Here is a 12,302-nt window from a genome sequence, read left to right as displayed (position 1 = left end):
AAAAAGTTTAACGATGTGTTTGATTTCATTTTATATTTATAGCTACTGTAGACCACAGCTCTTATCTGTTCTCCATTGTATTCAATTTATCAATAGAAAATATTTATAAATATAGAGATTACAACTAAAATTTCAATGAATTTTTCTTTTTATTTTTATTGAAGTTTGTCATAATAAAACTATTGCCTCAGTTTTCTTATACAAGGAGAGTTGTCTTTATGTCGTTTTCATGGAAACGTATATTACAAATTGGAAAATTTATTTTTCCCTTTGTAGTATTAACAATTGTGTTTTTTCAAGCACGAAAAGAACTATCTGGTATTTCATTTCGAGAAGCAGTTGAAACGATTAAGCATATTCCACCAGGTGGGTTTTTCTTAGCGGTTACGCTCGGTGCATTAGCTGTTGCTACAATGTTTTTTTATGATTTTGTTATGCTGCGGCATTTACAAGCTGATATCCCAGTTAAAAAGATTTTCCGTATTTCTTGGACTGCTAATACATTCAATGGATTTATAGGATTTGGTGGTCTTGTTGGGGCAGGTATACGGACTATGTTATATCGCCCTTATGTAGAGGAAAATGGTAAACTTATTCGAAGTATCGCCTGGATGACAACGGCCTTTATTAACGGACTAGCATTATTATCTTTTCTCGGCTTGATTGGGGTATTAGATACAAGATTTATTTTACATGAAAAACCTTGGCTATGGCCTGTTTTCATCTTTTTCGCTCTTTTTGTTCCATTATACATAGGTATTTCCAAAATAAAAAATCGCAAACAAAAAAAAGAAGAACAACAAGTAGAAAAAAATCCAACTGTCCTCTATTCATTAGTTTCATTAGTAGAGTGGGTATCAGCAGGCATAGTAATGTATGTCATCTTACTTCTATTCGGAATTGAAATAGAGTTCCATAAATTTCTTGGTGTATATGTCATTGCAGCTCTCGCTGGCGTTGTGAGTCTTGTACCAGGGGGGCTTGGTTCCTTTGATCTTGTTTTCTTAACAGGGATTGGACAATTCGGCGTAGATACAGGTGTATTACTCCCTGCTATGTTACTATACCGCCTTGTATATTATATTTTACCGTTTGGTCTCGGGTTAATTTTTGCAGCATTTGAAATGACAGGAGCTGCTTTAAAGAAATTTGAAGACAAACCGTTCATTGCACCTGCCCTCGAAACAACCGGAGTCATTTGGTCGTTGCAACGTGATTTTCTAGGAAAACTAGGTTCTTGGGCATCTGCAGCATTAACAATTTTCGCGGGACTTATGGTGATTTTTTCTACCATTTTTCCAACAAGTATTGAACGGGCTCATGCACTTCATATTTTAGTTCCTAAACACCTTATACAAATTTCCTTTAGTTTATCACTAACATTTGGTATCTTACTCGTTATTTTATCACGCGGGATTTATCACGGAACAAAACGTTCCTATTATATGACGATGGTATCTCTAATCGGTGCCGCGATTTTCAATACACTAAAAGGAATTGACTTAGAAGAAACCTTTATCTTACTCATCGTACTCACTGTACTATATATGATTCGCAAACGGTTTGTTCGGGAAAAAATGACGGTTTCATTCTCAGATGTAATAAAAGTTTGTCTCTTTATACTTATTACATTATATCTTTACAAAAATCTTGGGGTACAATTTGCACAAGCCAAAGAAGTATTTAAACCTGATTTTGTTGTTCGGAATATTAAACAAGTACAACGCAGTGCCATTGCAGCAGCTTTTTTTGTACCAAGTTTTCTGCTAATTGGTTCTTTGATTGCCAATCGTTTCAAAAATAAATTTCCCGGGCAACCAGCCAATAGGGCACGACTACAGCACTTTTTAGATGAACACGGTGGAAACGTGCTAAGTCACCTTGGTTTTTTAGGAGATAAACAATTCTTTTTCAGCAGTGACGGAAAAGCAATGATTCAATTTTCTCCTGCAGGTAAGCGTCTTATTGTACTCGGTGATCCAATTGGACAACCCTCTTCTTTTCGTAAAGTTTTAGAAGAATTTCTAACAGATGCGGATCGTTTCGGATATATTTGTGTATTTTATCAAATTGAAAGTAAATGGATGAGTTTATATCATGATTTTGGTTATAACTTCTTCAAGCTTGGGGAAGAAGCAGTTGTCGATTTGAATGATTTCACAATTACAGGAAAAAAACGAGCTGGATTGCGGGCAACTTTCAATCGTTTCGAGCGAGAAGGTTATACTTTTGCAATTCACGAACCGCCATTTTCAGATGAATTGTTTGATGAACTAAAAAAGGTATCTGATGCATGGCTTGGGGGAAAAAAAGAAAAAAGCTTCTCTCTTGGCTATTTTGATCGTGATTATATAAACCGTGCGCCCATCGCAACTCTCTCTGATATTGATGGGAAAATTATTGCCTTTACAACATTTATGCCAGTATACCAAGATGGCGAATTATCTGTTGATTTAATGCGTTATTACCCTGACGCACCAGGCGGAATTATGGATGCTATGTTTATTCATCTATTCCAATGGGCAAAAGAACATAACTATCACTTTTTTAATATTGGAATGGCTCCGCTATCTAATGTCGGATTATCAGCACAATCATTTTGGTCTGAGCGCGTCGCAGCAGCCATTTTTAATAACGTTCGTTATACATATAGCTTTAGCGGCCTGCGACATTTCAAAGAAAAATATAAACCAACATGGAGCGGGAAGTATTTAGCATTTCGGAAAAATCATTCCTTACCAATTACGATGCTCGCTGTAACAAAATTAATCGGAAAACGAAAAGACAGCTAAGTTTTTAGCTGTCTTTTCGTTTCTGAACTTGTAATGTAAACTGTTCTTCATATTTCTTTCCGTCTATATAAAAAGTACCCCATATTTTATAAATCCCTTCACTCGGAAACGTAACGCGAAATTGTAATTGTTCCGCATCATTATTAGGAACAACGTATAGAAAATGTTGTTGTCTCTCATCCACTATACGTAATTCAGAACGTTCTCCTGTATTTGAGCGAAACTTTATCTTTTGCCCTTTTCCTATTTGAAATTGAAACGTTAATGTTTCTTCTTCATTCGGATGTAGCGTACGAAATAAAAGCGATGTTTTGTAAGGACCAATATTTTTTGTTAATATCGTATCCACAGCAATTGGATTTTGTTTTTTTTCTACCACTTTATTTCCTACCACTATATTTTTTTCAGCAAACTGTTTGGTTGTATCTCCTGTTTCTTCATATAGAAAAATCGTATATTCTCCTTCTTTTTTAAACTGATAGGTAGCTTTGTAAGAACCATTCCCAACAAAAGTTGGTCTCACTTGATACGATTGTGTTAACTGCTTGTCCACAATAAACATGCGAATGTGGTCGTTTACACCGCGAATTTCAGCTCCTTTTTTATTTTGCAATTGAAATATAATATTCGCGATTTCATTTACATCCATATCATGCAGTTGCCACTTCACTTGCTGTATCTGCCCTGTTGTTTCTTCACTATTTTTATATTTTTTCATATAAAAGCCTCCAAGAACAATAAGAAGCAAAGCAATAACTGCTATAATTACATTTTTCATGAAATCACCTATCTATTTTTAAGTAAATTGTAACACGATTCTGATTATTACATATACAAAAACATCTATTAGTGCACAATTAATTTATTCTGTCTGAAGTAAGTAATAATTACTCTCTACGAATAGTAGGTGTCAGCACTTTTCCTGTCGCGTGCAAGGCTAAAACCGATGTAAGAAAGCGAGTACAATGAATTCTAAAATGAAACTTCCATCAGAGGAGTTTTCTTCCCCCATTTCCTTTGCTTCTCCCTGAATTTTGAGGTGGAATCTTATTCTCCCGAATAGCTGAATAGATAGAAATACACTATTGTAAACGCTCTACTTCGTGTATACTACAAGGTGAAGTAATATTAAGTAATACCGATTTACATAACAAGGAGGATTTTATATGAGCATACACATTGGAGCAAAAGAAGGCGAAATTGCAGAATCAATTTTATTACCTGGAGATCCTTTACGTGCAAAGTATATTGCAGAAAATTTTTTAGAAGATGTAACATGCTACAACAATGTGCGTGGTATGCTAGGATTTACAGGAACATATAAAGGAAAACGTGTCTCTGTTCAAGGTACAGGTATGGGAGTTCCTTCTATTTCTATTTACGTAAACGAGCTAATTCAAAGCTATGGGGTAAAGAATTTAATTCGTGTTGGAACATGCGGTGCAATTCAAAAAGACGTAAAAGTTCGTGATGTTATTATCGCAATGACTGCTTGTACAGACTCTAACATAAATCGTTTAACATTCCCGGGATTTGATTTCGCACCTTGTGCAAACTTTGATTTATTGAAGAAAGCATACGATGCTGGTATAGAAAAAGGGTTACACATCCGCGTTGGTAACGTCCTAACAGCCGATGTATTTTACCGTGAGAGCATGGATATGGTAAAAAAACTTGGAGACTACGGTGTATTGGCTGTTGAAATGGAAACAACTGCACTATATACATTAGCTGCAAAATACGGTGTAAATGCATTATCTGTCTTAACAGTAAGTGACCATATCTTTACCGGTGAAGAAACAACTGCGGAAGAACGCCAAACAACATTTAACGAAATGATTGAAATTGCATTAGATGCAGCAATTCAATCATAAATCCGATAAGAACTTGTCATACGTCTGGCAAGTTCTTTTTTATCCCTCTACTAATAGATATCTCATTTTATATGACTTTTTAAAATAAACTCTCTCAGCATGTGAAAGATTTTCTCTCCTGCTGTGTTTATTCGTTTGTTATAATAAAGTGATGAATATGGAATTTACAACTTATGAGGTGAAAAAGTGAAAAAAAGAAGTATTGTGTTTAAGCTTTTCTTATTAACATCAGCGTTATTTACTGCTACATTTTTACTCTTTTTCCTTGGACAATCACTGTTTTTAGAGAAATTTTACATTAATAAAAAAGTTCATACGGTCCAGACTAATTTCGAGAAATTTGTAAACAAATATGAAAAAAGCAACGGGTCCTTCGAGGAACTCTCAAAGTTAAAACAAGAGTTTTATGAAAAAACAAGCGCTGAACTCGTGCTATTAGACCGCAATGGCATTATTAAAGATGATAAAAATTATCATATTGAAATTGTTGATAAATCCAATAAAACATTTTTCATTCCATTGAATAATACGTTCACAATTTCCGAATATTCTTCGTTTATCAATTTAGGATTAAAAGTTTCTGATCCAATCCGTGTACAAGGAATCTTAAAAAACGATATGATTATTCCGGTTGCGATTACTACTGCTGATAATAGAACATGGCAAAATGATAATATCATTTCAGATTTAAAGCTATTTGGCATCCAACTTACAGATGTCAAAAGAAACTTATATGCAAAAGATTTTAGTAATAACGTAAACACCTTTGATGGCACCATATCAAAATTACACACTCCTTCCACTAACGATATTCGCCTTGCAAATAAGGATACATTAATGCAAGGCATCCAACATTGGGAGCTTTCGGTCGCATTAGGGAAAACAAATACGAATGAAATGACAACATATACATTAGGCGGGGAAAACGAAATCAAAAGTCAGATTTTTGTTAAACCTGTTATCACAAATGGAGAAATAAAAGAATTTGCATTTGCAATGACATCATTGCAGCCTGTTAATGAGGCTATGCTTGTTTTGAAAGATTATTATGTCTATGCGTTAATTATCGTCTTTATTGTCATTATTTTATTATCGTTCTATTACTCGAAAATCATTGCAAATCCTCTTATTAAAATGAATCGTGTTACAAAAAAAATGGCTAACTTTGATTTCTCTGAAAAACTCCCTATATCAACAGAGGATGAAATAGGAAGTCTATCAAGTAGCATTAATTCTCTTTCTGTAAATTTAAAGGACCGAATCGATAAATTACATGTAGCAAATACAAAGCTACAAAAAGATATTGAAAAAGAACGACAACTAGAAAAAACAAGAAAAGAATTTATCTCTGGCGTATCACATGAATTAAAAACGCCATTAAGTGTAATCCGGAGTTTCGCTGAAGGTATTAAAGATGGCGTAAGTAAAGACACTTCGTATTATACTGACGTTATTTTAGAAGAAACTGATAACATGAACCGCCTTATTGTCGAAATGCTAGAACTCGCAAAACTTGAATCTGGCACATATAAATTAGAATTGGAAAACTTTTCGATAGGAGAATTAATTCAACAAGTATACACAAAGCTATTGTTTAGTATCGAAGAAAAAAATTTACAAGTAGAGCTTGCATTTGATTCCAATATTTATGTACAAGCAAACCGAAATCGTATTGAACAAGTCGTCGTCAATTTATTAAGCAATGCGATTCGCTATACACCAGCTGGAGAACAAGTCAAAGTAACTGTCAGTGAGTATGAAGAAACAGTACAAGTTGAAATTGAAAATAACGGTGCGCCGATTCCCGAAGAAAGTTTAGATAAAATATGGGATCGCTTCTATCGAATAGATGCATCACGTAGCCGTCATACGGGCGGAACTGGTCTTGGACTATCCATCGTAAAAAATATCTTAGAATTACATCATGCTAATTACGGCGTTTATAATAAAGAAAATGGCGTTGTCTTTTACTTTCATTTGCCAAAAGTGGAAGTAATCAAATAATTTGTCCTAATTTCACGAGAAGTTCACATGAAATTCACACACTTCCTTTACAGTAATAACTAGTTAATCCTTTCCTTTACACATATAAAAGAGGAGAGTGCGTGAAATGAAACAAGTTGGACAACCAATTCAAAACGAAAAACAATTAGAAAAAATCAAAGATATACTAATACAATCATCAAAACGTGATGCTTTATTATTCGTATTAGCTGTAAATTCAGGATTAAAAGTAAGTGAAATATTGCAGTTAAAAGTTGGCGATGTTATCGATGAAAATGAGCATGTTCGTCATTCTATTTTGTTCTATAATGACAAAATGAAAAAACATAAATGGTTCGCTGTAAATGAAGAATTGCAACATACAATTGAACAATATATGAAAGAACGAAAAGTATGGAAGCGCAATGAACCATTATTAAAATCTCAAAAAGGAACAAAATCTATCACAAGACAACATGCTTGGTACATTTTAAACAAAGCGGCAAAAGAAGTTGGTTTAGAAGGGATTAGCTCGCATACACTTCGCAAAACATGGGGATATTGTGCTTATAAATCTGGCGTAGATATTGCTTTTTTACAACACTTTTTTGATCATAGTACTCCATCCAAAACTTTAAAATACATCGGTATTGCTTAACAATACTTACTGTAGGGATTATAAAAAGAAGGTAACTATTTCGAAAATAGTTACCTTCTTTTTATATACTTTCTGTAACACCTTATATATATCTTTCTCTTTTCTTGTTTCTCTCCTCTTCTAGTGATACTCTAATAATAGGGGGGAGAAATATGAACACATTAACAATTGAATTACCGAAAGAAACATTAGAAAAGCTAAGTTTATTGCAGCAAGCTTACAAAAAGAAAACAGGTACTGTCGTTACCGAAAGTACCCTTATTCAATCTCTTATTTCCAGAGAATTTATTCAAGAAGTTACACCATTTGATTTACAGGAATACGTACAACAAAAAGAACAGCGCTAACATTTAACTTTGATTAGTAAGCGCTTTCTCGGCTGATTATTAGTTGAATCAAACTTGTCATTATAGGCAATAAGACTCCCACCTCTCTTCTTGATGGTGGGAGTCTTACTATTCGCAAATAGCGGGACAAACGCCGCTATTTTTCTATTGAATTGATTTTACATATTCCGCAATTGCATGTACTTCCTGCTTCGATAGCTGTGGCTTTTCTTCATATTGATGTTTGTCTACTGCCTCTTCAACGGTTTTCGCACTACCATCATGTAAATACGGTGCTGTCGCCCACACACCGCGAAGTGTCGGGGGATCAAAGTACCCTTTTTGCCTTTTATTTTGGAAAGCACCACGTGCATCCCCATCATAACCTGTATCCGTTTCATTGGCCGTTCCGATGTTATAAAGAAAGTTTGTATTGTTCGTCGTTAATTTACTATTTTCATCAACAGCTTTTGTGCTATTTGTGAAATTATCACCGCCATGACACGTTAAACAATTTGCCTTTCCTTTAAATAATTTCTCTCCGTCTTTCGCAGTAGATGTTAATTCTCCATTTCCGTGACGATACGGACTTTTTGGAACAGGGAACGAATTCGGATCATCTAAAAAAGCTTGCAAAGCATCATACATATGTTGCACATCTTTTGGAAGTTCTTTTCCAGGATCTAGTTCCATCATACCGCCCATTTCACCTTGTACGGTATGGATATAATCTGTAAAATCATCTCGTGATCCATCCCACATAAACAAACCAGTTTTTGTCGTTAAGACGTTACTTGGTACATTTCGCTTCCCTTTTGGTGTCAATAGTGATAAACCATTTATTTCTCCATCACTATGACATGTTGCACAGCTCATCCAGTTGTTTCCCGTAATCGCTGCTGCATATTTGTCGCTATTTGCACTGTAGAAAATTTCTTTTCCTTCACGTACAAGTTTTGATAAGGAATCTTTTTCAATTAATTTAACTGTCTTCTTGTCAGCTTTCACTTTTGCATATGAATCATCTCCCCCTGTTTCTAGGAAAGCCAGATCATGACTCATCGCATTATGAACTACTAATGTGTTTTCTTTTGGAAGCAACGTAATACCGCGTGGATTACTTCCTGGAATGCGCCTTACAATTTGTGTTGCATTTCCTCCACGTGTTAAATCAAACATTATAAGATCTTCACTACCAGACATAACTACAAATGCCTTCGTGCCTTTTTCATTAAAAACTACGTCATATGGATTTGATACAATCATCGTTTCATTTTTTGTATCTTTCACATTCATCGCTTCGAATAATTGTTTCCGCTGCTTTATAATTTCCTCATCTTTTTCTAAATCAATAATCGACACAGCTGGGAAAACTGTTTCTTCAAACTGAATGGGTGTATCTACATTTGTAAGCATATGTGGAACCCAAGCTGTTTTTCCATCTGGTGCAATAACAAATTGCTCTAATGTATTTGGAATTCCTTGACTCTTTTTATGGTCTTCTTTGTCCGGTGAAGATGCAAGTGTAATCACTTTCTTCACTTTATTACTCTCTGTATCTACAACACTAATTTTCCCCTCTAAATAGTGCGGTACATACAATTTCTTTCCGTCTTTTGTCATTGCAAGCGTACGTGGGCGATCACCAATTTCGATCTTTTGTACTGTTTTCTGCTTCTCAAGATCAATAACTGATACGTTACCGGAGCGAAAATTCGATACATATAACTTCGTTCCATTTGGATTTGTAACAACACCAAATGGTTCAATTTCAGTTGGAATTCGTTCAATCACTTTCTTCTTATCAAGTGAAACAACATCAACTTTATTATCGTACATACAAGAAACATATAATTTCGTTCCATCCGGACTGATTGTTAATTGTCTCGGTTCTTTACCAACTGGAATCTCTGACACTACTTTTCTACTTTTTGCATCCATAACTGTTACTGTATTAATATCAATATTTGCTGTATAAATCCATTTCCCATCAGCACTCGTTACAATGTTATTACTATGAACAGCAGTGCTTCGCTTTTCTTCTTTTCCTAATGTTTTCATCCCACAACTTGCAAAAATCGCTATACATAGGAGTAATACAACCGCCATAAACAATCGCTTCATTATCTAACCCTTCTTTCTCACTCTACCGAGCATTCCCTGTTATCTATATCTCCTACTGATGGAAAGTTCACCTTGTTACACCCTTTTTTCATAAAAACCGAACAAGTTTATCAACTTGTTCGGTTTAGTAATATCATAAACTTATTTTTCTTTCTTCACTTCAACATTAACGAGAATTGGGGCAATACCATACTTACCGTGACCTGATTGAATTTGCGGTACATTGTCCTTATCAGCATTCCCAAACTTCCCTTTTATATAAACATCGCCTGTATCCCAAAACTCACTTGTTTGCATCCCTTCTTTTAATGAAGGTCCATTGATTACTTGTTCATAAAAATCAACATAACGAGAAGTAATCGTTTTTTGTTCTAATGAATCATATTTCGTTTTATCCGTATCTGTATTACTTAAATTTTGCAATGCAACACGCAACACTGCTGATACACTTCCAGCTGTATACGGCGTATATTTCATTTCACCTTTTTTCGTTTCATATGCATGTGCTTCTTTATTCCACATTTTACGATCTACTAAATCATATAGTTTACGCGCTTCTTCGCGATACGTTTCATCCTTCGTCGCTAAAAAGGCCGCTGTTAATCCTCGGATTGCTCCAAGCTGCGCTTCTAATGTAACAGGTTCAGTATCTTGTCCTTTTCCAATTGTATAGCTATTTGCCATAAAACCATCTTTTGTTTTCATATTCTTTAATAAGAAATCTGCTTGCGTCTTAATCATATTAAGGGCACGTTTTCCTTCTTCTGTTTGTAAGCCTTGTGCCTCTGACCCGCTTGCATATCCAACCGGCATACCATCAATGGCACGCTGAAATATACGAAGTGCTTCTACCATATAACCTACGTCAAACGTATCAATACGTTTGCCTTGTTCTGTTCCACTATGCTCTGTAACAAACGCACCTGTATCCTTATTATAATGCATTGCTTCAATATTTTTAAAGACTTGTAACATGACATCACGATTCAATGAATAAGGATCATCTGCTTTCACATCATTCGCTACATCAAGATCTGTATTTTCTGTTGCCGCTTTGGCAAAAGGCGTACCGTCAAATGCTGCTTGGAACGCTCGGTTTACATTTTTATTATCCAGACGCTGATCTGCCATTCCGAAAAATTCGGCAGTTGGCCATAACATCATCCATTGATCGCGAAGCATACTACGTGCGTCTTTCACTTCTAATTGACCAGCTTTCGCAATGCCATTCTTTTCATCTTCATTTACTTTAATCTCATGAGGTAAGTAAACAAGACCACTCTCAGGGCTATATTTACTTCCTGCTCCGTTCGTTAATTGCTTTGCATTCGCATCATAGAATAGACCATCGCGAATATATGCAAGTTTATTCCAAATTTCTTCTGTCAAAATAACACCTTGCATACCATCAGCACTACTTTTTCCAAGGCGAATATTCGGATCTTGATCTTGCGTATTTGATGTAGCTTCTAATTCTTCGTCCTTATCTACTGTATGAAAACCACCTAAAAAATCCCCTGCCCATAATGTTTGCTTTAAAAATGTTGAACCGTACGCTGCTGGTGTTAACGTTTTATTCATTTTCGAACGGTCCCAGCGCAATGTTTTAAAATCCATTTGGAAAGCTGGTACATATGTATTATCATCATTTTCTGCATATACGGACGTATCTACTTTTTGCATATAATGAGGGTCACCACCAGCATATTCCATAAATGTCGGATACATATTTGCAAAAATTTCTTTACGTGGATATCCTACACTATCTGCTAGTGTATAAAAACGCTCTTCTAGCCAAGACGGAGCTTCTTTATTTGTTTCTTTTGTCATCTTCTGTACAATTGGTGCATCAAGCAAATGGAAGCCAAGTCCTGATTTTTCTACTACCTCATACATCCCTTCTTCTGAGTATTCATAAGACTCAATGCCAGCTATATAATCAAATTTCGTTGGTTTATTTCGTTTTTTCGCATCTAAAATATCTAAATCCAGCCCTAAACCTTCTGCTAACGGTTCACCAGCTAATTCGAATTCTGCATATGCAAACATATTTGCTGCTGTATCAAATGTATAATCCGTTACTGGTACACTATATGTACTTTTTCCTTTTGCCGTTTCTTCTTTCTTACCTGCACACCCTACTGAAAGTAACAGTGAGGAAACAACAGCAACTGTTGTCATCACTTTCCATGGATTTTTCATCTATTCCCGCCCCTTTGAATGATACTGATAATTATTATCACATAAACGTTGTTATTATATTATTAAATCCGTTTTTTGTAAACTTTAAATTTTTTAAGAAAAAAGATACAAAAATCATTGACATTGATAATGATAACCATTATCATTTATTACGAATCCAACAATTGATGAATCAACCAAACGCTCAGTAACATTGTTACCCCTCTTTTTTCATAAAGAAAAACACTGTACATTCCCCCTGTTTGTACAGTGTTTTTCTTTTTATCCCGCTATTCGTGGGCAGTAATACTCCCACCTCAAAATTCTGCAAAAGCATTGTCCAGCTCCAGCGGCTAGAATCTCC

General features: G+C 35.1%; 8 protein-coding genes. 5 read left to right on the top strand and 3 right to left on the bottom strand.

What is annotated here, in order from left to right; genetic code table 11:
- Nucleotides 1–218 precede the first annotated feature (218 nt).
- Nucleotides 219–2,792, top strand: coding sequence for a bifunctional lysylphosphatidylglycerol flippase/synthetase MprF (gene mprF, locus V7024_RS12950; protein ID WP_335520550.1), 2,574 nt, complete (start codon nt 219–221; stop codon nt 2,790–2,792).
- 4 nt (nt 2,793–2,796) lie between these two features.
- Here the strand turns inward: mprF and V7024_RS12945 are convergent, their stop codons facing one another.
- On the bottom strand, nt 2,797–3,570 hold the full coding sequence (locus V7024_RS12945; protein WP_335520547.1) for a hypothetical protein: 774 nt from the start codon (nt 3,568–3,570) through the stop codon (nt 2,797–2,799).
- 388 nt (nt 3,571–3,958) lie between these two features.
- On the opposite strand from V7024_RS12945, the gene deoD reads away from it, so the two are divergent.
- The 4 genes from deoD to V7024_RS12925 all read left to right on the top strand — a co-directional run bounded on the left by deoD (nt 3,959) and on the right by V7024_RS12925 (nt 7,654).
- On the top strand, nt 3,959–4,666 hold the full coding sequence (gene deoD, locus V7024_RS12940) for a purine-nucleoside phosphorylase (protein WP_035435171.1): 708 nt from the start codon (nt 3,959–3,961) through the stop codon (nt 4,664–4,666).
- Nucleotides 4,667–4,852: 186 nt separating this feature from the next.
- The gene (locus tag V7024_RS12935) at nt 4,853–6,670 is read left to right on the top strand and encodes a sensor histidine kinase (protein ID WP_335520544.1); all 1,818 of its coding nucleotides are present in this window, start codon (nt 4,853–4,855) and stop codon (nt 6,668–6,670) included.
- A 106-nt stretch (nt 6,671–6,776) separates the two neighbouring features.
- Nucleotides 6,777–7,307: a tyrosine-type recombinase/integrase gene (locus V7024_RS12930; protein WP_090915491.1), complete on the top strand. Its 531-nt coding sequence runs from the start codon at nt 6,777–6,779 to the stop codon at nt 7,305–7,307.
- A gap of 152 nt (nt 7,308–7,459) precedes the next feature.
- Nucleotides 7,460–7,654, top strand: coding sequence for a DUF3924 family protein (locus tag V7024_RS12925; protein ID WP_020060167.1), 195 nt, complete (start codon nt 7,460–7,462; stop codon nt 7,652–7,654).
- Between the two features lie 144 nt (nt 7,655–7,798).
- On the opposite strand, the gene V7024_RS12920 is transcribed toward V7024_RS12925, so the two are convergent.
- Together V7024_RS12920 and V7024_RS12915 are read right to left on the bottom strand one after the other, a co-directional pair.
- Nucleotides 7,799–9,757, bottom strand: a complete 1,959-nt coding sequence (locus V7024_RS12920; protein WP_438824465.1) for a beta-propeller fold lactonase family protein — start codon at nt 9,755–9,757, stop codon at nt 7,799–7,801.
- 141 nt (nt 9,758–9,898) lie between these two features.
- Entirely contained in the window at nt 9,899–11,959 is a 2,061-nt protein-coding gene (locus tag V7024_RS12915; protein WP_335520538.1) for a hypothetical protein, read from the bottom strand.
- Nucleotides 11,960–12,302 lie beyond the last annotated feature (343 nt).

This window comes from Bacillus sp. JJ864, from assembly GCF_036963045.1.
Taxonomy (GTDB): Bacteria; Bacillota; Bacilli; order Bacillales; family Bacillaceae_G; genus Bacillus_A; species Bacillus_A pseudomycoides_C.
This window is presented reverse-complemented; position numbering and strand designations above follow the sequence as displayed.

Excerpts from the sequence above, each read along its gene's own strand:
- V7024_RS12945 (WP_335520547.1), bottom strand. The coding sequence starts at position 3,570 with ATGAAAAATGTAATTATAGCAGTTATTGCTTTGCTTCTTATTGTTCTT.
- V7024_RS12925 (WP_020060167.1), top strand. The coding sequence starts at position 7,460 with ATGAACACATTAACAATTGAATTACCGAAAGAAACATTAGAAAAGCTA.
- V7024_RS12915 (WP_335520538.1), bottom strand. The coding sequence starts at position 11,959 with ATGAAAAATCCATGGAAAGTGATGACAACAGTTGCTGTTGTTTCCTCA.
- V7024_RS12930 (WP_090915491.1), top strand. The coding sequence starts at position 6,777 with ATGAAACAAGTTGGACAACCAATTCAAAACGAAAAACAATTAGAAAAA.
- deoD (WP_035435171.1), top strand. The coding sequence starts at position 3,959 with ATGAGCATACACATTGGAGCAAAAGAAGGCGAAATTGCAGAATCAATT.
- V7024_RS12920 (WP_438824465.1), bottom strand. The coding sequence starts at position 9,757 with ATGAAGCGATTGTTTATGGCGGTTGTATTACTCCTATGTATAGCGATT.
- mprF (WP_335520550.1), top strand. The coding sequence starts at position 219 with ATGTCGTTTTCATGGAAACGTATATTACAAATTGGAAAATTTATTTTT.